The sequence below is a fragment of the Tistrella sp. genome (assembly GCF_002684955.1).
GTDB classification, from domain to species: domain Bacteria; phylum Pseudomonadota; class Alphaproteobacteria; order Tistrellales; family Tistrellaceae; genus Tistrella; species Tistrella mobilis.
This window is the reverse complement of the sequence record NZ_NYWI01000035.1, coordinates 1-22,953: the sequence shown is the minus strand read 5'-3', so window position 1 is coordinate 22,953 and position 22,953 is coordinate 1. Positions and strand designations below refer to the sequence as shown.

The following is a 22,953-nucleotide window of genomic DNA, read 5'->3' as shown; positions in this document are numbered from 1 at the left end:
AGGCCTGAGCAGACCAAAGGCGCGGTCCCGTCTCCGGAACCGCGCCTTTGGTTTATGCTTCGATGTCCGAGGCCGGGATCAGCCGGCGTAACGGCTCAACCGGCGTACTGGCCCTGCCGGCGCGGACGGCCTTCGCCGCTCCGGGCCTGCTGGCCCTGGGGCCGGTCGCCGCGGGCCGGGCGCGATGAGCGCTGGGGCCGGTCACCACGGTAGCCGTCGCCCTGGGGCCGGTCGCCACGGTAGCCATCGCCCTGGGGCCGGTCGCCGTAGGGGCGGTCGCCATTGGGGCGATCGCCGTGGGCGCGCTGCCCCTGGCGCTGCGGGCGCTGGGGCCGGGCGGGACCTTCGCTCCGCTCGCTGCGGTCACCCGGGCGGCCATGGCCGCGGCCGGCAGGCCGGCCGACGCCGCCGCCGGGGCGCGCCTTGGAAGCCGGGCGGCCATTGCGCATCGGCTGACGCTGGGGCAGGCGCTCGGGTGCCGAGGCGATCGATTCGGCCGTGCGCCGCTCGTCGATCGGCAGGGTCTGACGGGTCAGACGCTCGATGTCGCGCAGCAGGCCCAGCTCGTCATCGGCACAGAGCGTGATGGCGATGCCCTCGGCGCCGGCACGCGCGGTGCGGCCGATGCGGTGGACATAGCTTTCGGGCACGTCGGGCAGTTCGTAGTTGAACACATGGCTGACGCCCGAGACGTCGATGCCGCGCGCCGCGATGTCGGTGGCGACCAGGATCCGCACCCGCCCGTCACGGAAACCGCCGAGGGCCCGCTCGCGCTGGCTCTGGCTCTTGTTGCCATGGATGGCAGCCGCCGGCAGGCCGGCGACTTCAAGATCATGGGCCACGCGGTCGGCACCGCGCTTGGTGCGGGTGAAGACCAGGGCGCGGTGAACGCCTTCGGTTTCAAGCAGCTCGATCAGCACGCCGCGCTTGCGGGCGGGCTCGATGCGCACCACGCGCTGCTCGACCCGCTCGGCAGTGGTGGCGACCGGGGTCACCGACACTTCGATCGGGTCACGCAGCATCTCGCCGGCCAGGGCGCCGATCTCCTTCGGCATGGTCGCCGAGAAGAACAGGCTCTGCCGACGGATCGGCAGCTTGGCCAGGATCCGGCGGATCGGGATGATGAAGCCGAGGTCGAGCATGTGGTCGGCCTCGTCCAGCACCACCACCTCGGTGCGGTCCAGCTTCAGCACGCCGCTGTCCAGATGGTCGACCAGACGGCCCGGCGTCGCCACCAGGATGTCGAGGCCGCGGGCAATGGCGCGGATCTGCGGGCCGGCGCTGACGCCGCCCACCACCACGGCCACATGAACGCGCATGTGGCGGGCATAGGTCTTGATGTTGTCGGCGATCTGGGCGGCCAGTTCGCGGGTCGGCGCCAGGATCAGGCAGCGGGTGCGGCCCGGCATGTTGGCGCGGTTCCGGTCGGCGGCGATCCGGTTCAGGATCGGCAGCGCGAAGGCCGCGGTCTTGCCGGTGCCGGTCTGGGCGATGCCCAGAAGGTCACGGCCTGCCACCAGATGCGGGATGGCCTGTTCCTGGATGGGGGTCGGCGTCACGTAGCCCGCCTGGTCCAGGGCGCGAAGCAGCGTCTCGGACAGGCCAAGCTCGGAGAAATTGATCAAGGGTCGGTCTTTCGAACGGGTGGCGCCGCCGCGACCGGCGGGCAAAAAAGCCTCGCCGGCTGCGGATTTTCCGGCAGCCGGATAAGTAAGGGACGTGCCCCGCGTGCCTGGGCCAGTCATGGGCGTCCGCCGCAGATCGGCGCCAGGACGGCGAACCCGGTATCCCAGGGGGAGACCGTTTGCGGTTCGTCACGCGGCCGGGGCGCCCGGCGGGTGGCAGGTCGCGGAACAGTAAAGCCCGAACATGCCCGTTTGGAGTTTTGTGGGTGGCGGGCGGGACCGCCACCGATCGGATTGCCTGAGTAACACCCGCGGGTACCTGCCGCAAGTGCGAAATACCCGGGCCTGCCCTGCGTGGAGATGCCGGATGCGCGAAGGCCCCGGCCGAGCAGCGCTCGGCCGGGGCCTTCGGAACTGGCGGAGGAGAAGGGATTCGAACCCTCGATAGGGCTTTAGACCCTATAACGGTTTAGCAAACCGCCGCCTTCAGCCACTCGGCCACCCCTCCACGGCAGGTCGTGCGTCTAGATAACCGTGCGTCATCGGCTTGTCAACGACAAGCGGAACGATCACTGCGCATCGCCCGCCGGAGCCTTGCCCAGCGCCTGATCCAGGTCGGCAATCAGATCCGCCGCCGCCTCGATCCCGACCGAAATCCTGAGCAGATCGTCGGGCACGGGGCTGTCCGTGCCCTCGATGCTCGCCCGGTGTTCGACCAGGCTTTCGACCCCGCCGAGCGAGGTTGCACGGGCGAAGAGGCGCAGCCGCGCCGCAACCTCGATCGCGCGGTCACGTCCGCCCGCCACCCGGATCGACAGCATGCCACCGAAGCCGCCGGTCATCTGGCGTTGGGCGATCTCGTGGCCGGGGAAATCGGGCAGGCCCGGATAGAGCACGGCATCGAGCCGCGGGTCGCGCGCGAAATGCTGTGCGATGGCCAGCGCATTGGCCGAGGCGCGCTCCACCCGCAGCGCCAGGGTGCGCATGCCGCGCAGCAGCAGCCAGGCCTCGAACGGCCCCGGAATATTGCCCGACATCGACCGGAGCTGCCGCACCCGGGCCCAGAGCGGATCGCCGGCCAGACCCGGTGCCACCGTCAGCGTGCCGGCAAGCACGTCGGAATGGCCGTTCAGATACTTGGTCGCCGAATGCATCACGATATCGGCGCCGTGATCGATCGGCCGGGTCAGGATCGGGGTGGCGGCGGTCGAATCCACCGCCAGCACGGCGCCGGCGCGATGGGCGAGCCGGGCTGCCGCCGCGATGTCGGTAATCCCCCAGAGCGGGTTGGCGGGGCTTTCCACCCAGACCAGATCCGCCCCTTCATCCAGCGCCGCCGCCAGCGCCTGCTGATCGGTCATGTCGACGAAGGCAACACCCAGCCCCGCGGGGCGGCCCACCTCGATCAGCCATTTGCGCAGGCCCCAATACATGATCTCGGGCGCCACCACCCGCGCGCCCTGGGGCAGCGCCTGGAACAGGGTCACGGCAGCCGCCATGCCCGAGGCGAAGACCAGGCTTTCCGCCCCGCCTTCCAGCTCGGTCAGCACCGCCTCGGGGGCGTCGTAATTGGGGTTGTCGGTCCGGGTGTAGACCCGCCCCCGCGGATAGGACAGATCCGCCGCCCGTTCATAGGTCGTGGCGGGGTGGATCGGCGGCACGACCGCACCGGTCGCGGGATCGACCCGCCCGGTGGCCCGGGCGGCAACGGTCGCGGACGCGAGCGGGCGCGCGGTGTCGGTCTTGTCGGTCACGGCCACTCCTTTCACAATGCGCGTCCGGCCTGGGCAGAGACCCGACGACACATCATATGTCGCCCCGATCCCGCGCCGGACAAGACCTGCATCCCGCCATAAGGCATCTTCTCAGGAGCGCCAGCCCCATGACCGCCACCGGCTTCCCCGCCCCATCCGGCATCGCCGTCGACAGCCGCTTCGACGGCGGCAATGGCGATCTGGTCGCCATCGGCACGGCCGGCGGCCGGACGGTGGTCGACCTCGCCATCCGCACCGATGCCGGCTGCAGCTTCCGCCAGTGGTTCGACGTCAGGCTGTCGGGCATCGCCGGCCGGCCGGTGACGGTGCGGCTGCTGAATGCCGGCAGCTGCACCTATCCCAAGGGCTTCGACGGCTATCGTCCGGTCCTCTCCACCGATCGCAGCCGCTGGACCCGGGTGCCGGGCCGCTACGACGGCCGCGTGCTGAGCCTGGATCTGGACCTTGATGCCGATCAGGTGGAACTGGCCTATTTCGCGCCCTACGACCTGTCGGCCCATGCCGATCTGGTGGCACGGGCCGGCAGCCGGCCAGGGGTGCGGCGGATCCGCCTGGGCAGCACCGTCGACGGCCGGCCGCTCGATGCGCTGGCGATGGGCACCTTCGACGGCAGCCGGCCGGTCTGCTGGATCATCGGCCGCCAGCATCCGGGGGAGACCATGGCCAGCTGGTGGATGGAGGGCGCGCTCGACCGGCTGACCGATGCCGCCGACCCGGTGGCCGCGGGCTTGCGTGCCGCGGCAGATCTGGTGGTGGTGCCGAACATGAACCCCGATGGCAGCTTCCGCGGCCATCTGCGGGCCAATGCCGCCGGTGCCAATCTGAACCGGGAATGGGCGGCCCCCAGCCTGGCCCGCAGCCCCGAGGTGGCGGTGGTGCGCGCGGCCATGCTGCAGACCGGCGTCGCCTTCTGCCTGGACGTTCATGGCGACGAGGCGCTGCCGCATAATTTCATCGCCGGCTTCGAGGGCATCCCCGATCTGCGCCCGGGGCAGCTGGACCTGCTGGCCCGCTATCGCGGCCGGCTGGACGAGGTCTCGCCCGATTTCCAGACCCGGATCGGCTATCCGGCCGCCCGGCCGCAGACCGGCGATCTGTCGATGTGCACAAACTGGGTGGCCAACACCTTCGGTGCGCTGGCGATGACGCTGGAACAGCCGTTCAAGGATTGCGTCGAGGCGCCGGATGCGGACGAAGGCTGGTCGCCCGCGGGCTGCCGGCGGCTGGCCGGCGCCTGCCTCGACGTTCTGGCCGAAATGGCCCCCACCCTCAAGACGGGATACGCCCGCTGATGCTCCCCACGCTGAACGGCATCAAGACCTGCGACACCTGCCGCAAGGCGGCCAAGACGCTGGAAGCCGCAGGCCGCGCCCACCGGGTCCGCGACCTGCGCGACGACGCGCTCAAGGCCGAAGAGGCCGGCGCCTGGCTGGACCAGATCGGCGCCGACCGGCTGGTCAACCGCCGCTCCACCACCTGGCGCAATCTGGGAGAGGCCGACCGGGCCGTGGTCGAGGCGGCGATCGCGGGCACCGGCGACCGCGCCGCCCTGGCCGCCCTGCTCGCCCGTGAACCCACCCTGATCAAGCGCCCGGTCTTCACCGACGAAGACGGCCGCGTCATCGCCCTGGGCTTCGACACCCCCGCCAAAGCCGCCCTCGGCATCTGAAACCCGGCAGATCCGAGGACGCCCCTGCCACCAAAGCCAAGCGCCGGCCACCCGAAGGTGGCCGGCGCAAGCCGCCATTGAGGCGGCGGCCAAGGGCGCGGCAGCGCCCGCCCGGCGAGGGGCTAAAAGACTCCCGCCATTGAGGCGGCGGCCAAGGGCGTGGAACGCCCGCTTGGGCCGAGGGGCTAAAAGACTCCTCTCCCCTCACCTCCCTCAATCAAACACCTGATCCGCCATGCTCCACGAGAAGTCGGTCTTCATGGCATTGCCGAACAGCGTCGGATCGTCGAAGGCCACCGGCTGGTCGTAATTGGCGGGGTAGCTCGGCGTCTGGCTCTGGGATCCGGCCGGATAGACTGCGGCCATGCCATGGCAGGTCATGCAGTTCGAGGTGATGCCCGACGGGATGCCGGGATTGGTTTCCAGATACGGGTTGTAGCAGACCAGCATCTGGCCGTTGACCTGCTGGGAATAGGCCGTGCACATGGCATAGGCGTTCCACGGCGCCGCCAGCGCGGCGGGCTGGCCGGTCATGGAGCCGGGGCCTTCCGAGGTCTCGAATTCAGACGTGCCCTGCCAGTAGAAGGTCTGCCAGGTCCAGGGATCCTGCTCTTTGGTGCTGACATGCATGGCGACCAGCAGCGCCATGTCGCCGGCGGCGACATTGGCATTGGCGAAGCCCTGCGCCTGGGCCGCCGTCATCGCGAAGGCATAGAACATGCCGATCGGCGCCGTGTAATAGCTGCTGCAGCTGAGCTGCGGATCCTGGAAGAAGCTGCCCGGGGTCGGCGCCGCCGAAAGCTTGGTCATGCCCGACGTCGCCGTGTTCGAGGGGTCGACGATCACGCAGTCGTTCCAGTTCTGGACGTAATAGCCCTGGGCAGGGTCGTTGTCGGTGTTGACCGCGCCGGTTCCCTGCCAATAGGGCACGGCAGTGGGTGTCGATGCCTTCACATAGCCGAAGACCGGTTTGGTCTCCATCCCGGTTTCGGGGAAGTCGCGCACGGCCCGGGCCGCCGTCGAGGTGTTCGCCGGGAAAGCCGCGGCATAGGCCTGAAGGCTGCTGCCGTTGTTCACCTTGAAGGTCCCGTAAGGGGTGACCTGCGGTGTGGAGACGAAGATGGCCGTGGCGTCGTTGAAGCGCTCGGTCTCGACGATCACCGATCCCTGCGACGCGGTCGCCGCCAGCGCGTTACGGCCATGCGGGGTGTGAGAGAACTGGCGCGGAATCCTGAGCGGCCTGAGCTGCGGCAGGGCGACGCCGCGCTCCAGCTGGCCCTGAACGGCGCCAAGCGCATCGGTCTCCGCTGCGGCCTTGGTACCGGTTTTGCTCGTCTGGCCGAAAATCTGGGCCTCCGACACCCAGGTGTCCCAGACCGGCAGGTTGTTCTGGCCGGCGGGCTGGGTCATCGCCTGCCAGATCTCCCAGCCATGGCTGGTGATGGCCGTCTGATCGTTTGCATCGACCCACTGCCCGATCACGTAACCCGGGGTGGGGAAGTTGAAACCGCCCGGCATCGGCTGCGGGATTACCAGGCCGTCGGCTGCGGCCGCAGGGAGGGATGCGGCTGCCAGGCCGCAGAACGCAAGGGCCATGCACAGCGCACGGCTCGGATGGACACCAGCTTTCATGACTCGCCCCGTCTACAGGTGTTTTTATGGTTGGTTGGTCACCTGATGATAAGGTCGAACGGCCCATTATGCGAGGAATAAAATACTTATGGTTGATGATCCTCTGGAGATGATGCCGAGAGAGCCATCAGATCGTTGCGCAATCGCCCGACCTCGCCCCCGGTCAGCAGCGCCTCGGTGGCGGCATGGGCACGCTCCCAGATCGGGACGGCCCGCGCCAGGACGGCCATGCCCTCGGGCGTCAGCCGCAGCAGCCGGCCGCGCCGGTCCTCGGGGTCGATCTCGCTTTCGATCAGACCGCGGCGCTCCAGCGGCTTCAGATTGGCGGTGAGCGTGCTGTGATCCATCGCCAGCAGGCTGGCCACATCCCCCTTGCGCGGCGGCACCGGCCGGTTCAGCGACATCATCAGCGAAAACTGGCCATTCGTCAGCCCGACCGGACGGAGCGCATCGTCGAAGCGCCGGGCCAGCGCCCGCGCCGCCCGCTGCACATGCAGGCAAAGGCAGGCGTCGCGAACCAGAAGCGTGGTTTCGAAGGGAACGATTGCAGGATCTGACATGGCCAATCGGGTTGATATCAAGGCAAGACGCCGAGCCTTATGCTAGCATGACCGCCCGCCCTGCCCACAGCCGCGAGCGCCGGATCGCCGGCCTGTCCGCCGGCGGCCGAAACCCGTATCATCCCCGCCTCTGATCATCCGAAGACATGCGGGGGAGACATGGTGACGCCGGATCTGCTGACCTACGAGGCCTGTGCAGGCGCCCTTGACTGGGCGGGAGCCGTCGAGGCGCTGCGGCGCGGCCATCTGCGGCCCCGGGCCGAGATTGCAGATATTTTCCTCGGCCCCCGCACCGCCACCCTGCTCAACCGTGCGGCCTTCATTCCCGGTCTCGGCTATGGCGTGAAGGCGGTGACGGTGATGGACGGCAATGCCGCGCGCGGCCTGCCCACGGTGCAGGGCGCGATGATGGTCTATGATGCGGAGACCGGCAGCCTGCGCGCGGTGATCGACAGCCGCCTGGTCACCGAGTTCAAGACCGCGGCGGATTCGGTTCTGGGCGCCCGCCTGCTCGCCCGGCCCGACAGCCGGCATCTGGTGATTGTGGGCGCGGGCGTGGTCGCCGCCAGCCTGATCCGGGCCTATGGCGCGATCTTCCCCGATCTGGAGCGGATCTCGGTCTGGGCGCGGCGGCCGGAACAGGCCCGGGATCTGCTCGATACCGCCCGGCCCGGGGCCGAGGCCGCCGGCATCACCGCCCGGATCGAAGCCGTCCCTGATCTGGAAGCCGCGCTGGCCACGGCCGACATCATCTCCAGCGCCACCATGGCGCGCAGCCCGGTCATCCATGGCGACCGGGTCCGCCCCGGCACCCATGTCGACCTGATCGGCGCCTTCAAGGCGGATATGCGCGAGGCCGACGATGCCCTGATCGGCAGCAGCCGGCTGTTCGTGGATTCGCGCGCCACCACGCTGCACCATATCGGCGAGCTGACGATGCCGATCAAAGCCGGCGTGATCACCGAGGCGGATGTCCTGGGCGATCTCTACGACCTGGTGCCGGCGACCGCACCGGCGCGGCGCTCGGCCGATGAAATCACGGTCTACAAGAATGGCGGCGGCGCCCATCTCGACCTGATGATCGCGGATTACATCGCCGCCAGCGCCGCAGGCTGAGGCTTAGCCGCACTTACCCTGCCACCTGGGAAAGCTCGGTTGCGGGCGGTAGGCATCGCCGGTTTCATGGCCGGCGACACTCAGGCAATCCGGAGGTGCGGCATGGCCGCGGGGCGCAGCATGACACTGCGGGAATGGGGGCTGCTGGTGCTGCTCTCCATTCCCTGGGGCGGCTCGTTCTTCTTCATCGGCGTCGCGGTGAAAGAGCTGCCGCCCTTCACCATCGTGGCGGCGCGGGTGCTGCTCGCCGCCCTCGCCCTGCACGTCGTGCTGCGGCTGCGCGGGCTGAGCATGCCCCGCTCGCCCCAGGTCTGGGCGGCCTTTTTCGGCATGGGGCTGCTGAACAGCCTGATCCCGTTCAGCCTGATCGTCTGGGGCCAGACCCAGATCCCGAGCGGACTTGCCGCCATCCTGAACGCCACCACCCCGCTTTTCGGGGTGCTGGTGGCGCATCTGGCGACCAGCGACGAGAAGGCGAGCCCCAACCGCATCGCCGGGGTGCTGGCCGGTTTTGCCGGCGTGGCGGCGATGATCGGCCCCGCGGCGCTGAACGGTCTGGGCGGCAATGTCGCGGGCCAGCTCGCCATTCTGGGCGCCGCCTTCTCCTATGCGCTGGCCGGCGTCTTCGGCCGCCGCTTCGCCCGACTGGGGGTGGCGCCCATGGCGACCGCCACCGGCCAGATGACCACGGCGGCGATGATGCTGGTGCCGCTCGCCCTGATCGTCGATCAGCCCTGGACGCTGCCCGCCCCCGGCCGGGGGACGGTCGCCGCGATCCTGGCCATCGCCTTCATCTCCACCGCCTTCGCCTATGTGCTGTTCTTCCGCCTGCTGGCGACGGCGGGGGCCACCAATCTGATGCTGGTCACCTTCCTGGTGCCGGTCAGCGCCATCCTGCTGGGGACGACCTTCCTGGGCGAACGGCTGGAGCCGAAACATCTGATCGGCATGGCGATGATCGCAGTCGGCCTCGCTTTGATCGACGGGCGGCTGCCGGGCCTGCTGCGCGCTGCCCTCCGCCGCAGGCCCGGCAGGGGGCCGGTCAGGCGACCCTGACCACCTGCTTGCCGAAATTGTCGCCGGCCATCATCCGCAGGAAGGCTTCGGGCATCCGTTCGAAACCTTCAAGCACGTCGTGGCGGAAGCGGAAGCGGCCCTCGCGGTGCCAGGCGGCGATGCGGGCCATGGCCTCGTCGCGCAGATGCCACCAGTCGAAGACCACCAGGCCCTGGATCATCGATCGGGTGACGATCAGCCGGGCGCTGGCGCGCAGGCCGATATCCTCTTCCGGCGCCTGATCGACCACGGCGATCCGGCCACAGATCACCACCCGGGCATGGGTCGCCAGATTGGCCAGGGCCGCGTCGTGGATGGGGCCGCCGGTGTTGTCGAAAAAGACGTCGACGCCGCCCGGGCAGGAAGCGGCGATCGCCGCCTTCATGTCGCCGGCGGTGCGGTAATTGATGCCGGCATCGAAGCCCAGCTCCCGGCACCAGGCCAGCTTGTCGTCCGAGCCCGCGATCGCCACCGCACGCGCGCCCTGCAGCTTCGCGATCTGGCCGACCATCTGCCCCACGGCACCCGATGCGGCCGAGACCAGCACCGTATCGCCGGGCTTGGGCCGCGCGATCTCGATCATGCCGACATAGGCGGTCAGCCCCGGCATGCCCAGCCAGGACAGCGCCGCCTCGGGCGGGGCGATCTCGGGGTTCACCCGGTTGGCCCGGGCGGCCCCCGGCAGGTCGGGGCTCAACACCGCATATTCCTGCCAGCCGAAGGTCATGCTTTCGACCAGATCGCCCGGCGCCCAGGCGGGATGGTTGGAGACGACCACCTCGCCCACGCCGCCGCCCTGCATCAGCTCTCCCGGCGCCACGCCTTTGGTGTAATTGCCGGCCGCCGCGATCCGCCCGCGCATATAGGGATCGACCGACAGCCAGAGCGTGCGGACCAGGATCTGCCCGGGGCCCGGCTCGGGCATCGGGCTGTCGATCATCCGCCAGGTGTCGGCAGTGGCCTTGCCGTCGGGGTGGGCGGCAAGCACCCACTGCCTGTTCTTCGATGCAGTCCCGGTCATCTGTCCTCCCTTAAGGGCTCAGCCGGTGGCCAGGGGGGCCTTCACCGGACGTGGCCGTTGCACCCATTGTGCCGCGAGCACGCTGCCCAGCACCAGGGCGATGCCCACGGCCTGGACCATCGACAGATGCTCGCCCGCGATCGACAGCCCCAGGATCACCGCGGTCACCGGGCTCAACAGCGCCAGCGGCGCCACCGCCCCCGGTCCCAGCCGGCCCAGACCGCGGAACCAGAGCATGTAACTGACGGCGGCCCCGAACACCCCCAGATGCACGAAACCGATCAGGTGATGCAGGGTCGGCACCGGCAGCGCCGGCTCGAAGATCAGCGCCGCGGGCAGCAGCAGCAGCCCGCCCGCGGTCAGCTGCCAGGCGGTGACCGTCAGCGCCGACACCGGCGGCTGCCAGTGGCGGCTGAACACCGTCCCGGCCGCCATCGCCGCCGCCCCGCCGAGCCCTGCCGCGATGCCGATCGGGTCCAGCGCCGCATCGGGCGACAGCACCATCAGCGCCACGCCCAGAATGCCGGCCAGCGCCGCCGCCACCGCCGCCACCTTCACCGGCGTGCCGATCACCAGGCGCGCCAGCAGCAGCACGATCAGCGGCTGGATGGCGCCCACCGTCGCCGCCACCCCGCCCGGCAGGCGATAGGCCGAGACGAAGAGCAGCGCCCAGAAGATCGAGAAATTGAGCGCGCCCAGCACGAAAGACCGCCACCACCAGCCGCCCGTGGGCAGGCGGCGGACCAGCAGAAGCAGGATCAGCCCGGCCGGCAGGGCGCGCAGCATGGCCACCGTCAGCGGATAGCCCTGGGGCAGCAGCCCCGTCGTCACCAGATAGGTACTGCCCCAGATCGCCGGGGCGATCGCGGTCAGCAGCACATCGCCGTTGCGGCTGGTCTCGGGGTGCATGGAACCTCCCTGGCACTGTCCTTTCAGGCTATGCCGATATCTCTCGACGTCAAGATAATTATCTCGATATCGAGAGACCTCCTTGACCGCAAGACGGCCGGGCCCCATGATCCCGGCCATGGATCACGTCGACCGTATTCTCGATCAATGGCACCGCGAACGGCCCGATCTCGATCTCGGGCCGATGGGGCTGATCGGCCGTCTCACCCGCCTGATGACCCAGCTGATGCGGGAGATGGAGAAGACTTTCGCCGCCCACGGCCTCGCCTATCCCAGCTTCGACGTGCTGGCGACCCTGCGCCGCTCGGGCCCCCCTTACGCGCTCAGCCCCGGCGACCTGATGGCGACCACCATGGTCGCCTCGGGCACCATGACCAATCGCATCGACCAGCTGGAAAAATCCGGGCTGGTGCAGCGCCGGCCCAATCCGCAGGATGGCCGCAGCGTGCTGATCGCCCTCACCGATCAGGGCCGGCGGGTCATCGATGCCGCGGTCGCCGATCACGTCGCCACCCAGAAACGGCTGGTCGGCCATCTGTCGGCGGCGGAACAGTCCGCCCTTAATACCCTGCTGCGTGACTTTCTGGCCGGGCTCGATCCGGCCCCCTGAGGCGGCTTGTCGATTTCTCATATTCGGAATATTCTCCCGAATATGGAAAAAACACCCACCATCCCCGACATCGATGATCGTCTTGCCCGCCGGCTCAAAGGGCTGCGGCTGGCGGCCGACTGGTCGCTGGATGATCTGGCGGCCCGCGCCGGGGTCAGCCGGGCCAGCCTGTCGCGGATCGAGAATGCCGAGGTCAGCGCCACCGCGGCCGTGCTCGGCCGGCTCGCCGCAGCCCATGGGCTCACCATGTCGCGGCTGATCGCGCTCGCCGAGGAGGATTTCACCGCCCGGCTGCGGCCGGCCGATCAGCCGGTCTGGACCGACCCCGCCACCGGCTTTCGCCGCCGCCAGATCTCGACCCCGGCATCAACCCTCGGCGGCGAGGTACTGGGCTGCGAGCTGCCGCCGGCGACCTCTATCGAGTACGACCAGCCGCCGCGTCCGGGGCTGGAACATCACCTGCTGCTGATCGCGGGCCGGCTCAGGGTCACGGTCGAGGGCACGCCCCATGACCTCGAACCCGGCGACTGCCTGCGCTACCGCCTGCATGGCGTCAGCCGCTTCGAAACGCCCGAGGCCGAGGGCGCCCGCTATCACCTCTTCATCCTCTGAGGCCCTTGAGATGACCGTCGCGATCACTGCGCTTTCCGCCGAAGAGACCCGGGATCGGCTCGACGAACTGGCCGATCTGCTCCGCGCCTGCGTGGAGGACGGGGCCAGCGTCAACTTCCTGCTGCCCTTCACGGCCGAAGCCGCCCGGCGCTTCTGGGAGGCGAAGGTGCTGCCGCCGCTCATGACCGACGGGCTGATCCTGCTGATCGCAGAGGCGGACGGCCGGATCGCCGGCACGGTCCAGCTCGACCACGACACCCCGCCCAACCAGCCGCACCGCGCCGAGGTGCGCAAGCTGCTGGTCCATCCGGCGTTTCGCCGGCGGGGCATCGCCCGGGCGCTGATGCGCGATCTTGAAGCCCGCGCCGGCGCAATGGGCCGGCATCTGCTCACCCTCGACACGCTCACCGGCGACAAGGCCGAGCCGCTCTATGCGGCACTCGGCTATGTCACCGTCGGCACCATCCCCGACTACTGCATCCGCACCGACGGTCGCGGCATGGGTGCCACGACCTTCATGTACAAGCAGCTGGGCGCGCAGGCCCCTCAGGCCTGAACGCCATCTTCAGGCCTGAACAATGGGGACGAACCCGCCGAAGATCATCCGCTTGCCGTCGAAGGGCATCGGCATCACCTCGGGCTGAAGGCGCGGATCGGCCATGACCTTCGCCATGCCCGCATCGCGCACCTCTTTCGACGGCCACAGGATCCACGAGAACACCACCGTCTCGTCCGGGCGCCGCTGCACGGCCATGGAGAACGAGGTCACCTCACCCTCGGGCACGTCGTCGCCCCAGCATTCGGTCACGCCCAGCGCGCCGTTCTCGCGGAACACCACCGCTGCCGCTTCGGCATGGGCACGAAATGTCTCGCGGGCGGCGTTCGGCACCGCCGCGACGAACCCGTCGACATAGCCGATGGTCATCACACACCCCCCATGGCCGCGGCGGCCGCTTCTGCGAGGTCTTCGGGCGATTTCGGATCGCCCGGCGTCGCCAGCGACCATTGATGGCCGAAGGGATCGGCGATCACGCCATAGCGATCCCCCCAGAACTGGTCGGCGACCGGCATCACCACCACCGCCCCGGCGGCGATCGCGCGATCGACCGCCGCATCGACGTCGTCGACCACCAGATGCAGGGTGACGGCGGTGCCGCCCAGCGCCTTCGGCCCGGAAAGGCCGCCGCCGCGGTTTTCGTCGACCAGCATCACCGACGAGCCGTTGACCCGGATGCAGGCATGCAGGATCGATCCGTCCGGGGCCGGCAGCCGCATCAGCTCTTCGGCGCCGAAGGCGGCTTTATAGAAATCGATGGCAGCAGCCGCACCGGCGCAGACCAGATGGGGGGTCAGCGAATGGAGCCCGAAGGCCGCGGCACGTTCGGCCGCCGATGGTTGCGCGGTCGTGGTCATGGGCAGGCCCCTCCTGAATATTGTTGATATCAACCTATATGGATATCGATCACCTCGTCAAGCGAGGGGACGGAGGTCACGATGCCGCCCGCGCCACCTGCCGGATCAGCCGGTCGAAATTCAGCACGACCTGGGGTGGTCGGTGGCGGGGATAGGCCACCGCCAGCCCCACGGTCGGTTCCGGATCGCGAAGCCTGCGATAGACCACGCCGCGCATGCCCAGCTGGCACATCGATACCGGCACCAGCGACACGCCGAGTTCGGCCGAAACCAGCGACAGGATCGAGGCGATCTGCGGCGCCGGCTGGCCGAGCACCGGCTCGAACCCCGCCGCCCTGAAGGCTGCGACCACCACATCGTGCAGGCTGGTGCCGATCGCCCGCGGGGTCAGGATCAGCGGATCGGCGGCAAGCTGCGCCAGATCGATCGGCCCCGCTAGCGCCGCCGCGGCATGGGTGGCCGGAAGCGCTGCCACCAGGGGTTCGTCGGCCAGATTGTGGACCGCCAGCTCGGCCGGGTCGGTCGCGGCCGGACGCAGGATCGCGACCTGCAGGCGCCCCTCCAGCAGCCCTTCGACCAGGGCCACCGAATTGGCCTCGGTCAGGGTCAGCACCACCTCGGGACAGGCCCGCCGGAAGGCGCGAATGGCTTCGGGAATCAGCGGGTTGAGGGCGGCCGTGCCGGTGAAGCCCAGGCTGAGCCGACCGGTTTCGCCCCGGGCTGCGCGCTGCGCCAGTTTCACCGCCCCGGCCGCCTGGCCCGGGATCGCCTCCACCGCCGCCAGAAAGGCGGCCCCCGCTTCCGTCAGCTCGGCGCCATGGGGAACGCGGTGGAACAGCGCCGTGCCGACCTCCGCCTCCAGATCCCGGATCTGCAGGCTGAGCGGCGGCTGGCCGATGCCCAGCCGGGCCGCCGCCCGGGTGAAGTTGCGCTCCTCGGCCACCGCCAGGAAGTACCGGATGTGCCGCAATTCCATCAGCCATACACCAAAGATATGAAGATTGCTTCTTCCATATATTGGACGCATTGAAAGGGCCAGCGCTATATCCGAAAGACCAGACCCGGCCCCGAAAGCGCCTGCTCCATGACCCTGCAATCGACCATGGCTCCCGCCCGCCACCGGCACCACCCGGCTCCGACCGCCGTCAGAATCAACGGCCCGGTCTGGATCACCCGCGGCACCACGGCCTGGCGGCGGACCGGCATCGCGCTGTTCCTGGCGGGCTTCGCCAGTTTTTCCCTGATTTATTGTGTGCAGCCGCTGCTGCCGGCCTTCGCCACCAGTTTCGGCCTGGGCGCCGCCTCCGCCTCGCTGGCGCTGTCGGTCACCACCAGCCTGCTCGCGCTCTCCATCCTGCTGGCCGGCGCCTTTTCTCAGGCGCTGGGCAGGCGCGGGCTGATGTTCGGCTCGATGGCGGCGGCGGCGGCGCTGAACCTCGCCGCCGCCCTCAGCCCCGACTGGCACGGGCTGCTGATCGCCCGGGCGCTCGAAGGCCTGGCGCTGGGCGGCGTGCCGGCCGTGGCCATGGCCTATCTGGCCGAAGAAATCGAGCCGCGCCATCTGGGCAAGGCCATGGGGCTTTATGTTGCCGGCACCGGTTTCGGCGCGATGATGGGCCGGGTCGGCATGGGGCTGCTGACGGAATTCACCTCGTGGCGCATGGCGATGGCGGTGATGGGCGGCCTCGGCCTGGTGGCCGCGATCGGCTTCCTGATCCTGCTGCCGCGCTCGCGCAATTTCGTGGCGGCACGGGGCGTCTCACCCGGCTTCCATCTGCGGGCCTGGGCCGGGCATCTGCGCAATCCGGGGCTGCTCCGGCTCTATGCTACCGGCTTTGCGTTGACCAGCATCTTCGTGACCCTGTTCAACTACACCACCTTCCGGCTGACCGCGGCCCCCTTCGATCTCAGCCAGACCCGGGTCGCGATGATCTTCCTCGCCTTCGGCTTCGGCATCGTCTCGTCCTCGATCGCAGGAGGCCTCGGCGACCGCTTCGGCCGCCGGCCGCTGCTGATCGCGGGTTTCCTGCTGACGCTTGCCGGAGTGGCGGTCACCCTGGTGCCTGCCCTGCCCGCGATCATCGCCGGCATCGTGCTGGTCACCACCGGCTTCTTCGTCTGCCATTCGGTGGTCAGCGGCTCGGTCGGCCCCCTTGCCGGCGCCACCAAGGGCCATGCCGCGTCGCTCTATCTGCTGTTCTACTATCTGGGCTCCAGCATCACCGGCTCGGTCGGCGGCTGGTTCTGGCAGCATGGCGGCTGGACGGCGATCGCGGCCCTCACCGGCAGCTTCGCCCTGCTCGGCCTCATCCTTTCGGCCACGGCACCGCGCCGGGCCGGCGCCGCCTGATCAGACGCCGTCCCGCCAGTCGACATGCAGCGGCGCCTCGCGGAAGGCGAAACGGTCCAGATGCCGCACCACCGCGCCCTTCAGCGCCTCCAGCTGCCCGTCGGAGCTGGCCTCGATCCGGCAGGTCAGGGTGCCGTCGCCGGCATCCAGCAGCAGCCGGGCATCGCCCGGCCATGCGGCACCGCGGGCATCGTGGGGGAAGATCACCGAGCCCTGCTCGCGGCTGAACTCAACCGTCAGGTTGTGGCTCCAATGCTTGCACAGCTGCTGCAGATAGCGGCTGCCATGCGCCGTCGGCACCACGGCGGTGCTGGTGACGGTGGTTGTGGTGGTCGTCATAGGGGTCGTCTCCATCAGGGGCGCGGTCGGAAGATCGGGAACGGGGCGGAGCGGCGGCTCAAGACCATGGCGCCGCCTGAGGACCGCAAGCCTCGAATTCTTCGTCATGACCGCTCGATCTTCTGCGTCGCCTCGTCCAGGATCCGGGCGATCTCCAGCGCCAGCTTGCGATCGGCATCGGGTGCCGTCAGCCGGCCACGCAGGGCCATCTTCAGATTGCCGATCGCGCGTTCGACCGGGGTGGTGTCCACCCGCTCGCGCATCTCGGCCATCGCCGCCAGCCGGGCCATCAGCTCGGTCACCATCGCCGCATTGGCGGCGAGTTCCGCCTCGCCATCGGCGGTGATCGCGAAGACCTTGCGGCCGCCCTCGGCCTCGGTGCCCGCCACCTGGTTCATGTCTTCCAGCATCGACAGCGCCGGATAGACCACGCCCGGGCTCGGCACATACGCCCCGCCCGTCAGCTCTTCCACCGCGCGGATCAGGTCGTAGCCATGGCGCGGCTGCATCGAGATCAGCTTCAGCAGCACCAGCCGCAGCTGGCCCGCATCGAAGAAGCGCCGGCGGCCGCCCCGCTCCGACATCCAGTCCTCGCCAGAGCGGCCACGGCCAAAACCGCGGCCAAAGCCGCGGCCCCAGCCATGGCCACTGCCAAACGCGCGACCAAAATTCCCATCGAGGCCGTCACTCTCATGCCCGTGACGGCCTTCGCCGTGAAACCCGCGACCGCGACGGTCGCACTGCCTGTGTACGAAACGCATCTGCGTCACTCCTCTCTTCCAGACAGTCTCAAGATATATCTTAGACTATCTTAGAACAAGCCCCGCGTCATCGGCCACCAGAAATCCGAACAACAATCAACTTGAGAGATGGATTTCGCGGCCCTGCCTTCTTATGGTTGCATTTTGGGCCGGTTTATCGCCCGCCGCAGCCATCCAGGGGGTCCGCATCCCATGTCCGAGACCAGCCTTCGCAGCTTCAGCCCGCTCCGCCCCGAGGCCCGCCCGATCGGCTGGCGCGGCGCCGCCGTGCTGATCGGCGCCGCCCTGCTCGCCGCCTCGTCTTTCGCCGAAGTGCCGATGGTGCCGGTGCCGATGACCATGCAGACCTTCGCGGTCTTCGTGATCGGCGCGCTCTATGGCTGGCGGCTGGGCGGACTCACCATTCTGGTCTGGCTGGCGGCCGGCGCCGCCGGCCTGCCGGTGCTGGCCGACGGCACCTCGGGCATCGACCGCTTCACCGGGGCGACCGGCGGCTATCTGATCGCCTTCCCGATCGCAGGGGCCCTGACCGGCCTGCTTGCCGAACGCGGCTGGAATGGGGAGCGGCCGGTGCATGCGCTGGCGGCCATGATCCTTGCCCACGCGATCTGTCTGGCGCTGGGGGCTGCCTGGCTGTCGACGAAGATCGGTCTCGACCGTGCCATCGAACACGGCGTCCTGCCCTTCATCGCCGGCGGGCTGGTGAAATCAGCGCTCGCGGTGGCGGTGCTGATGCTCCTGGCCCGCCGATCCTCTGGCGACCGGTCAACTGACCGACGCTGAAGCCGGGTCAGGCCCCCGACATCCGCCGCAGCAGCCGCTCCAGCGGCCCGCGGCCGGCGACCACCGCCCAGGCGGCCAATGCCAGAATGGCGGCCCCGGCCAGCGGCAAGGCCACGACCAGCAGCCGCGCCTGCCCCACGCTGCCATGGCCGACCACGCAGAAGGTCAGCCCCGCCAGCATGCCCTGCAGCACATAGATCGACAGCGAGTTGCGGCCGGCTGCGATCAGGATCTCGGGTAGCGGCCGGAACCGCGTCAGCCGCAGGATCAGCGCCAACCAGGCGGCCGCCAGGATCGGCGCCCCCGGCGCCAGTGCCCAGACCCCCGCCAGGGTGGCGAACACCCATTCCGCCGGCAGCAGCCCGCCGGTCGCTGCGGCATGAAACAGGTTGAGCGGCAGGCCGATCACCAGCAGCCAGGGCAGCGCCCGGTCCAGCCGGTGCTGCCACGGATGGTCGGGGGCGAAGAAACCGCTCTTGCCCGCCGCCAGCCCCAGGCAGAACGCCCCGAAGGCGAGCGGGCCCTGAAAGACCAGCAGAAAACCCAGCGTCGACAGCCACTCGTCGATCCGCTGCGACAGCGCGTCGCCGGCCGGGGGCTGGCTGAACGCCGCTTCCGGCAGCGACACCCAGAGCACGGTCAGACAGAGCGCCGCCAGCGGCAGCATCGCCAGCGCAAGCCTGGCCAGCGCCGGCGCAGACAGATGCCGCACCGCCACCAGCCCGCAGCCGAGCAGGGCATAGATCACCAGAATATCGCCCGGAAAGACCAGGATGCCGTGCAGGCAGCCGATCACCGCCAGCGCGGCCATGCGGCGCAGATGCCGGCGGGCGGGGCTGGCGCCGGCGCGCCGTGCCGCCAGATCCTGAAGATGGAAGCTCCAGCCGAACACGAAGGAGAACAGCAGGAAGAACTTGGCCTGGAACAATGTCTCCACCGTCAGCATGGCCAGGCGGTCGAGGCCGGCATCGGGCAGCACCAGCCCGGCCGCACCCGGCAGGGCGATGAAGGGCAGATTGACCACGCAGATCCCGACCAGCCCGACCAGGCGGATGGTATCCACGGCTGTGTTGCGCGCTGGTGTGGTGCGGAATGGGCCCGGCATGATATCCTCCCGCCATTGAGCATGTGCTCAATCTATTGAGCAACCGCTCAACGAGTCAAGGAGGGACATGTGGCACGGCATGACGATGCGCCCCGCGGCCGGCGGGATCTCATCCTTGCCGCGGCGGCGGAGGTGCTGCTGACGGCGGGGCTGAAGGCGGCGACCACCCGGATGGTGACCGACCGCGCCGGCGTCGGCACGGGGCTGCTCAACCATTATTTCCGCTGGCCGGAACTACGGGCGCTGGCCTGGTCGGCGATCTTCGACGCCGTGGCCGGGGACATCAACCACGGCAGCCGGCCGCCGGCGGTGGCGATGGAGCGCTATCTCGCCACCGCCTTCGCGCCCGATGCCTGGATCTACTGGCGGCTCTGGATCGAGGCGACGGATCTTGCCGGCACCGATACAGCGCTCGCCGACGCGCTTTCGACCGCGCGGCAGCGCATGCAGGACAGTCTGGCCGCCATCCTGCGCGACGGCCACGCCGCAGGCTGCTGGCGGGCAGACGATCCCGACGCCACGGCGCTCAGGCTGGGTGCGCTTTATGACGGCCTGGCCGGGCTGCTGCTCTCGGGCGCCGAAGGTCTCGACACGGCAGGGGCCGAAGCCCATCTGCGCACCGCTTTCCGCCTGGAATGCGGCGGGGACGGCTGACCGGGGCGCATATTGCCATTACCAGGGTGGCGTGGAGCCCGGCAGCCAGCGGTCGCGCAGCCAGCGCCGGGCAGCGGCGACGAGCTTTTCGGTATAGCCGGGGTGTTCGGGGCCGACCAGCGGCAGGCCCATCCCGGCAATGGCGGCGGCGATGCCGTCATCGTCCAGCGCATGGCCGGCCGCCACGGCATGGCGGGCGATCTCCAGCTCCTGGCCCCAGAAATAGATCGCGCCGGCCTGCACATTCGCCTGCATCTGCCGCACCTCGTCCACCCGGCCGTCATTCAGCATCGGCAGCCAGATATCGGGCATCAGCAGGTCGACCGGCCGGTCGGGCACATAGGCATAGGCATCGCCCTGCACGATCTTCAGCTTGACCCGCGCCGCCTCGGGCAGCTGTGCCGCCAGATCCAGCTCTTCATGCAGCGCGATCACATCCGGGTCGAACTCGACCACCGTCACCGCGGTGACCGCATCCTGAAGCGCGCTCGCCAGTGCCGACCAGCCCATGCCCATGCCATAGATCAGCACATGGCCGCGTGCCAGATGCACGCCGATCTCCTGGCTTTCGATCTCGAGCGGGGTGGTCGACATCCAGCTCTGCCGGTCGCGCAGCAGCACGGCCATGTTCTCGACCAGCGCCGACATCGTCCAATAGCCCGGGGCCATGTTCATCGGCACCACCCGCAGCTCCCAGCGCCCGCGGCTGATCGGCCGGTAGCGGGGGATGAACAGATCGCTCTGATAGACGGTCGGCATCATCTCGGACATGGCCTCTCGGGGCTGTGGGACCACCCGACTGTACAGGTGACGCGGCATGCACCGCAACCACCGGTACCGGTCCGGATCATCAGCGCTTGCGCACGAACTCGGTCCGCAGCACCAGCCCCTTGATGGACTCGTGCCGGCAGTCGATTTCCTCGTCATTCGCCGTCAGACGGATCGACCGGATCACCGTGCCCTGTTTCAGCGTCTGGCTGGTGCCCTTCACCTTCAGATCCCGGATCAGCGTCACCTGGTCGCCGTCCGCCAGCACATTGCCGGCCGCATCCTTCACCACCCGCTCCCCCGCGGGGGCCTGGCCCTCGGGTTGCGAGGCAGCCAACTCCGAGGCCGGCAGCCATTCGCCGGTGGCCTCGTCATACACGTAGTCGTCACCCTGGTCGGACATGTCCGGTCTCCTTCAGGTGCTGCATCAGCGCCGCCCCCTCCGCTTCCCCGGCGCCGAAGGCAAGCGCGAACCTGCCCGATCACCGATCGACCAGCCGCCGCAAGACCGCATGAAGGCCGTCATCGCGCAGCCGGGGCAGCAGATCCGCCAGCCGGCGCAGAACATCCGCCGCCGGCACAGCCCTCGCTGCCCGAAGATCGCCCGGTTCCGGCGGCGTGCCGCCCAGCCGCCGGATTTCCTCGGTCAGCACCGCACGCACCGCCTCATCCCGCCCCACCATATCTTCCCGACGCAGAAGATCGGTCAGCAGGACCAGGATCTCGTCCCGCACGGCATAGCCCATATAGACATCATCGGCCTCGGCGGCATAGCAGACCGGAGAGGATGGTGCATCCGGGTCCCCCTCTTCCACGTCTCACCTCACTTCCAGAATCTCTCCGGTTCCATAGCGCTTCACGAAATCCACCCGTGTACCATTCCAGTGATAGCAGAAATGCGCGCCCTGAACCGGGATCGTCACCACATCGGGCCAGAATACCCCGATACACTGCCCGCCCGGCATCCGGACGCTGTTCCACACCAGGCCGTCGCTGCCCGCAGCGCGACGTACAGCACCTTCCGCCTGCGATGCGGCGTAATCGGTGGGATGGAGAACCTCCGGCACGGCATTCACGTCATGCAGGTCCCGATCGATCGCACCGATCAGGGCGCGGAAATCCGAGGTCCAGCCGGGAGCCTCGCCGGTTGCCGCCATGAATTGTCCGTGATGATGAATGGTCTCCGCCAGGGCGACCTCCTCGCGATCGCCGGCATAATAAATGCCGTAGCTGCCATTCGTGAAACGCCCCGGGCGGGCGGGCGAACAGTGAACGAACGGCGCCATCACCAGACTGGCTCCGGGCCCGCCGATCCGACGCGCCGGAGGCACCTTGCCCAGATCGCCGACCTCGTCGCGGACACGGGGATTGGTCTTGGCCTCGACGGCAACCAGCGCCTCCCAATCATGCGGATCGGCGATGTCCTCGAACAGGTCGATGGGCGGCCAGATTGAGCGGATGATTCGCCAGGTCGTCTCCCAGCATACCCGCCGCAACACGGCCTCGCCGCTCACCATGCGCCGCGCTCGGCGTTGAGCCAGTCCCGCATCAGTGCCAGATCGGACAACTCGCCCCGCATCATGATGTCGAGGGCGGACTTGCCGGCAAACGCCGCATTCGGCTTGCGCACCCAGGCATAACCGCGGTCCCGTTCCCTGAACAGATAGCGCAGCCCCTTATGGATGCCCATCAGATGCGCCATGCGCATCCGCAGATCCCGGTCGATCCGGCCGATCTCGCCATCCTTCCACCGCGCCCAGGTCCGTGCCGCCATGCCGCCCAAAAGGTTTCTGGCCTCGGCATCGCTCAGCCCCCAGGCCCGAAACAGGTTCACCGTGGCCCGCGCCAGTGCGCCGGCTTCCGCGTCGGTGATCGCGGGGTCCTGCTGATGGAACGGGGTTGGGGCGATCGGGTGTAGCTGCATCTGCGCCTCCTGCATCTGGCAATAATATGGAGCCTGGATGCCAAACGGCAATAGACGGCAGAGATGCAGCGCGCCCTCCCTTGCCCTGCCTGCCCGGCGCAACGGAAGCGCGATACCCAAACGCAGCAACGCCGCCCGCGGCGAATGGCCGGGGCGGCGTTTGCTGGAAACTTGGTTGCGGGGGCAGGATTTGAACCTGCGACCTTCAGGTTATGAGCCTGACGAGCTACCGGGCTGCTCCACCCCGCGTCAGGGCGTAGGCGGTTGGCAG

At 69.0% G+C, this 22,953-nt stretch carries 27 protein-coding genes and 2 tRNA genes; 10 read left to right on the top strand and 19 right to left on the bottom strand.

Going from position 1 to position 22,953, the window contains the following annotated elements; genetic code table 11:
- Positions 1–95: 95 nt before the first annotated feature.
- The 3 genes from CMO28_RS12395 to CMO28_RS12385 form a co-directional block, all read right to left on the bottom strand.
- On the bottom strand, positions 96–1,625 hold the full coding sequence (locus tag CMO28_RS12395) for a DEAD/DEAH box helicase (RefSeq protein ID WP_296713879.1): 1,530 nt from the start codon (positions 1,623–1,625) through the stop codon (positions 96–98).
- 415 nt (positions 1,626–2,040) lie between these two features.
- Positions 2,041–2,133, bottom strand: a tRNA-Ser gene (locus tag CMO28_RS12390).
- A gap of 61 nt (positions 2,134–2,194) precedes the next feature.
- Positions 2,195–3,379: a trans-sulfuration enzyme family protein gene (locus tag CMO28_RS12385; RefSeq protein WP_296713877.1), complete on the bottom strand. Its 1,185-nt coding sequence runs from the start codon at positions 3,377–3,379 to the stop codon at positions 2,195–2,197.
- A gap of 128 nt (positions 3,380–3,507) precedes the next feature.
- On the opposite strand from CMO28_RS12385, the gene CMO28_RS12380 reads away from it, so the two are divergent.
- Together CMO28_RS12380 and CMO28_RS12375 are read left to right on the top strand one after the other, a co-directional pair.
- A complete protein-coding gene (locus CMO28_RS12380; protein WP_296713874.1) occupies positions 3,508–4,692 on the top strand; it encodes a M14-type cytosolic carboxypeptidase in 1,185 nt (394 codons plus the stop codon).
- Entirely contained in the window at positions 4,692–5,069 is a 378-nt protein-coding gene (locus tag CMO28_RS12375) for an ArsC/Spx/MgsR family protein (protein ID WP_296713872.1), read from the top strand. The genes CMO28_RS12380 and CMO28_RS12375 overlap by 1 nt, the downstream gene beginning before the upstream one ends.
- Positions 5,070–5,282: 213 nt before the next feature.
- Here CMO28_RS12375 and CMO28_RS12370 read toward each other — a convergent pair whose 3' ends face one another.
- Together CMO28_RS12370 and CMO28_RS12365 are read right to left on the bottom strand one after the other, a co-directional pair.
- The gene (locus CMO28_RS12370) at positions 5,283–6,665 is read right to left on the bottom strand and encodes a hypothetical protein (RefSeq protein ID WP_296713870.1); all 1,383 of its coding nucleotides are present in this window, start codon (positions 6,663–6,665) and stop codon (positions 5,283–5,285) included.
- 122 nt (positions 6,666–6,787) lie between these two features.
- Positions 6,788–7,261, bottom strand: a complete 474-nt coding sequence (locus CMO28_RS12365) for a MarR family winged helix-turn-helix transcriptional regulator (RefSeq protein ID WP_296713868.1) — start codon at positions 7,259–7,261, stop codon at positions 6,788–6,790.
- Positions 7,262–7,423: 162 nt separating this feature from the next.
- On the opposite strand from CMO28_RS12365, the gene CMO28_RS12360 reads away from it, so the two are divergent.
- Positions 7,424–8,377, top strand: coding sequence for an ornithine cyclodeaminase family protein (locus CMO28_RS12360; RefSeq protein ID WP_416370969.1), 954 nt, complete (start codon positions 7,424–7,426; stop codon positions 8,375–8,377).
- A 102-nt stretch (positions 8,378–8,479) separates the two neighbouring features.
- Positions 8,480–9,433, top strand: a complete 954-nt coding sequence (locus CMO28_RS12355; protein ID WP_296713863.1) for a DMT family transporter — start codon at positions 8,480–8,482, stop codon at positions 9,431–9,433.
- Here the strand turns inward: CMO28_RS12355 and CMO28_RS12350 are convergent.
- Positions 9,420–10,454 (bottom strand): NADP-dependent oxidoreductase, encoded by a 1,035-nt coding sequence (locus CMO28_RS12350; RefSeq protein ID WP_296713862.1) that lies wholly within the window; start codon positions 10,452–10,454, stop codon positions 9,420–9,422. The genes CMO28_RS12355 and CMO28_RS12350 overlap by 14 nt on opposite strands.
- A gap of 18 nt (positions 10,455–10,472) precedes the next feature.
- Positions 10,473–11,363 carry an EamA family transporter gene (locus CMO28_RS12345; RefSeq protein ID WP_296713858.1) on the bottom strand — a complete coding sequence of 297 codons (891 nt, stop codon included), beginning with the start codon at positions 11,361–11,363 and terminating at the stop codon, positions 10,473–10,475.
- Between the two features lie 118 nt (positions 11,364–11,481).
- Here CMO28_RS12345 and CMO28_RS12340 point away from each other — a divergent pair, with 118 nt between their 5' ends.
- The 3 genes from CMO28_RS12340 to CMO28_RS12330 are packed head-to-tail and all read left to right on the top strand — an operon-like array spanning position 11,482 to position 13,141.
- Positions 11,482–11,973 (top strand): MarR family winged helix-turn-helix transcriptional regulator, encoded by a 492-nt coding sequence (locus CMO28_RS12340; RefSeq protein WP_296713856.1) that lies wholly within the window; start codon positions 11,482–11,484, stop codon positions 11,971–11,973.
- 42 nt (positions 11,974–12,015) lie between these two features.
- Positions 12,016–12,585: a helix-turn-helix domain-containing protein gene (locus CMO28_RS12335; RefSeq protein ID WP_296713854.1), complete on the top strand. Its 570-nt coding sequence runs from the start codon at positions 12,016–12,018 to the stop codon at positions 12,583–12,585.
- A gap of 10 nt (positions 12,586–12,595) precedes the next feature.
- Entirely contained in the window at positions 12,596–13,141 is a 546-nt protein-coding gene (locus tag CMO28_RS12330; protein ID WP_296713852.1) for a GNAT family N-acetyltransferase, read from the top strand.
- 9 nt (positions 13,142–13,150) lie between these two features.
- On the opposite strand, the gene CMO28_RS12325 is transcribed toward CMO28_RS12330, so the two are convergent.
- The 3 genes from CMO28_RS12325 to CMO28_RS12315 all read right to left on the bottom strand — a co-directional run bounded on the left by CMO28_RS12325 (position 13,151) and on the right by CMO28_RS12315 (position 14,974).
- Positions 13,151–13,504 carry a DUF1428 domain-containing protein gene (locus CMO28_RS12325; RefSeq protein ID WP_322111342.1) on the bottom strand — a complete coding sequence of 118 codons (354 nt, stop codon included), beginning with the start codon at positions 13,502–13,504 and terminating at the stop codon, positions 13,151–13,153.
- Positions 13,505–13,509: 5 nt separating this feature from the next.
- A complete protein-coding gene (locus CMO28_RS12320) occupies positions 13,510–13,998 on the bottom strand; it encodes a VOC family protein (RefSeq protein WP_296713847.1) in 489 nt (162 codons plus the stop codon).
- 76 nt (positions 13,999–14,074) lie between these two features.
- Complete coding sequence (locus CMO28_RS12315) at positions 14,075–14,974, bottom strand: LysR family transcriptional regulator (protein WP_296713846.1); 900 nt, start codon at positions 14,972–14,974, stop codon at positions 14,075–14,077.
- A 108-nt stretch (positions 14,975–15,082) separates the two neighbouring features.
- Between CMO28_RS12315 and CMO28_RS12310 the strand changes: the two genes are divergently transcribed.
- The gene (locus CMO28_RS12310; protein ID WP_296713844.1) at positions 15,083–16,348 is read left to right on the top strand and encodes an MFS transporter; all 1,266 of its coding nucleotides are present in this window, start codon (positions 15,083–15,085) and stop codon (positions 16,346–16,348) included.
- On the opposite strand, the gene CMO28_RS12305 is transcribed toward CMO28_RS12310, so the two are convergent.
- Together CMO28_RS12305 and CMO28_RS12300 are read right to left on the bottom strand one after the other, a co-directional pair.
- Complete coding sequence (locus tag CMO28_RS12305; RefSeq protein ID WP_296713842.1) at positions 16,349–16,687, bottom strand: DUF2218 domain-containing protein; 339 nt, start codon at positions 16,685–16,687, stop codon at positions 16,349–16,351. It lies immediately after the preceding gene.
- 104 nt (positions 16,688–16,791) lie between these two features.
- Positions 16,792–17,271 (bottom strand): PadR family transcriptional regulator, encoded by a 480-nt coding sequence (locus CMO28_RS12300; RefSeq protein ID WP_296713840.1) that lies wholly within the window; start codon positions 17,269–17,271, stop codon positions 16,792–16,794.
- A 369-nt stretch (positions 17,272–17,640) separates the two neighbouring features.
- Here CMO28_RS12300 and CMO28_RS12295 point away from each other — a divergent pair, with 369 nt between their 5' ends.
- Entirely contained in the window at positions 17,641–18,231 is a 591-nt protein-coding gene (locus CMO28_RS12295; RefSeq protein ID WP_296713838.1) for a biotin transporter BioY, read from the top strand.
- Positions 18,232–18,238: 7 nt separating this feature from the next.
- Here the strand turns inward: CMO28_RS12295 and CMO28_RS12290 are convergent, their stop codons facing one another.
- A complete protein-coding gene (locus CMO28_RS12290) occupies positions 18,239–19,336 on the bottom strand; it encodes a DUF418 domain-containing protein (RefSeq protein WP_296713837.1) in 1,098 nt (365 codons plus the stop codon).
- A gap of 69 nt (positions 19,337–19,405) precedes the next feature.
- Here CMO28_RS12290 and CMO28_RS12285 point away from each other — a divergent pair, with 69 nt between their 5' ends.
- Positions 19,406–19,990 (top strand): TetR family transcriptional regulator C-terminal domain-containing protein, encoded by a 585-nt coding sequence (locus CMO28_RS12285; RefSeq protein ID WP_296713835.1) that lies wholly within the window; start codon positions 19,406–19,408, stop codon positions 19,988–19,990.
- A gap of 18 nt (positions 19,991–20,008) precedes the next feature.
- Here the strand turns inward: CMO28_RS12285 and CMO28_RS12280 are convergent, their stop codons facing one another.
- The 6 genes from CMO28_RS12280 to CMO28_RS12255 form a co-directional block, all read right to left on the bottom strand.
- Entirely contained in the window at positions 20,009–20,761 is a 753-nt protein-coding gene (locus CMO28_RS12280; protein WP_296713834.1) for a hypothetical protein, read from the bottom strand.
- Positions 20,762–20,840: 79 nt separating this feature from the next.
- A complete protein-coding gene (locus CMO28_RS12275; protein ID WP_014744243.1) occupies positions 20,841–21,161 on the bottom strand; it encodes a zinc ribbon domain-containing protein YjdM in 321 nt (106 codons plus the stop codon).
- Positions 21,162–21,240: 79 nt separating this feature from the next.
- Positions 21,241–21,573, bottom strand: coding sequence for a hypothetical protein (locus CMO28_RS12270; protein WP_296713831.1), 333 nt, complete (start codon positions 21,571–21,573; stop codon positions 21,241–21,243).
- Between the two features lie 3 nt (positions 21,574–21,576).
- Entirely contained in the window at positions 21,577–22,275 is a 699-nt protein-coding gene (locus CMO28_RS12265) for an RES family NAD+ phosphorylase (RefSeq protein ID WP_296713829.1), read from the bottom strand.
- A complete protein-coding gene (locus CMO28_RS12260; protein ID WP_322111341.1) occupies positions 22,269–22,682 on the bottom strand; it encodes an MbcA/ParS/Xre antitoxin family protein in 414 nt (137 codons plus the stop codon). Before CMO28_RS12260 ends, CMO28_RS12265 begins: the two co-directional genes overlap by 7 nt.
- 172 nt (positions 22,683–22,854) lie before the next feature.
- Positions 22,855–22,931: transfer RNA gene (locus CMO28_RS12255), tRNA-Met, on the bottom strand.
- Between the last annotated feature and the right edge of the window lie 22 nt (positions 22,932–22,953).

What these genes read in the sequence shown, in the direction of transcription:
- CMO28_RS12380 (WP_296713874.1), top strand. Translation starts at nt 3,508, where the DNA reads ATGACCGCCACCGGCTTCCCCGCCCCATCCGGCATCGCCGTCGACAGC.
- CMO28_RS12375 (WP_296713872.1), top strand. Translation starts at nt 4,692, where the DNA reads ATGCTCCCCACGCTGAACGGCATCAAGACCTGCGACACCTGCCGCAAG.
- CMO28_RS12370 (WP_296713870.1), bottom strand. Translation starts at nt 6,665, where the DNA reads ATGGCCCTTGCGTTCTGCGGCCTGGCAGCCGCATCCCTCCCTGCGGCC.
- CMO28_RS12365 (WP_296713868.1), bottom strand. Translation starts at nt 7,261, where the DNA reads ATGTCAGATCCTGCAATCGTTCCCTTCGAAACCACGCTTCTGGTTCGC.
- CMO28_RS12355 (WP_296713863.1), top strand. Translation starts at nt 8,480, where the DNA reads ATGGCCGCGGGGCGCAGCATGACACTGCGGGAATGGGGGCTGCTGGTG.
- CMO28_RS12350 (WP_296713862.1), bottom strand. Translation starts at nt 10,454, where the DNA reads ATGACCGGGACTGCATCGAAGAACAGGCAGTGGGTGCTTGCCGCCCAC.
- CMO28_RS12345 (WP_296713858.1), bottom strand. Translation starts at nt 11,363, where the DNA reads ATGCACCCCGAGACCAGCCGCAACGGCGATGTGCTGCTGACCGCGATC.
- CMO28_RS12340 (WP_296713856.1), top strand. Translation starts at nt 11,482, where the DNA reads ATGGATCACGTCGACCGTATTCTCGATCAATGGCACCGCGAACGGCCC.
- CMO28_RS12335 (WP_296713854.1), top strand. Translation starts at nt 12,016, where the DNA reads ATGGAAAAAACACCCACCATCCCCGACATCGATGATCGTCTTGCCCGC.
- CMO28_RS12330 (WP_296713852.1), top strand. Translation starts at nt 12,596, where the DNA reads ATGACCGTCGCGATCACTGCGCTTTCCGCCGAAGAGACCCGGGATCGG.
- CMO28_RS12320 (WP_296713847.1), bottom strand. Translation starts at nt 13,998, where the DNA reads ATGACCACGACCGCGCAACCATCGGCGGCCGAACGTGCCGCGGCCTTC.
- CMO28_RS12315 (WP_296713846.1), bottom strand. Translation starts at nt 14,974, where the DNA reads ATGGAATTGCGGCACATCCGGTACTTCCTGGCGGTGGCCGAGGAGCGC.
- CMO28_RS12310 (WP_296713844.1), top strand. Translation starts at nt 15,083, where the DNA reads ATGACCCTGCAATCGACCATGGCTCCCGCCCGCCACCGGCACCACCCG.
- CMO28_RS12305 (WP_296713842.1), bottom strand. Translation starts at nt 16,687, where the DNA reads ATGACGACCACCACAACCACCGTCACCAGCACCGCCGTGGTGCCGACG.
- CMO28_RS12300 (WP_296713840.1), bottom strand. Translation starts at nt 17,271, where the DNA reads ATGTCGGAGCGGGGCGGCCGCCGGCGCTTCTTCGATGCGGGCCAGCTG.
- CMO28_RS12295 (WP_296713838.1), top strand. Translation starts at nt 17,641, where the DNA reads ATGTCCGAGACCAGCCTTCGCAGCTTCAGCCCGCTCCGCCCCGAGGCC.
- CMO28_RS12290 (WP_296713837.1), bottom strand. Translation starts at nt 19,336, where the DNA reads ATGCCGGGCCCATTCCGCACCACACCAGCGCGCAACACAGCCGTGGAT.
- CMO28_RS12280 (WP_296713834.1), bottom strand. Translation starts at nt 20,761, where the DNA reads ATGTCCGAGATGATGCCGACCGTCTATCAGAGCGATCTGTTCATCCCC.
- CMO28_RS12275 (WP_014744243.1), bottom strand. Translation starts at nt 21,161, where the DNA reads ATGTCCGACCAGGGTGACGACTACGTGTATGACGAGGCCACCGGCGAA.
- CMO28_RS12265 (WP_296713829.1), bottom strand. Translation starts at nt 22,275, where the DNA reads ATGGTGAGCGGCGAGGCCGTGTTGCGGCGGGTATGCTGGGAGACGACC.
- CMO28_RS12260 (WP_322111341.1), bottom strand. Translation starts at nt 22,682, where the DNA reads ATGCAGCTACACCCGATCGCCCCAACCCCGTTCCATCAGCAGGACCCC.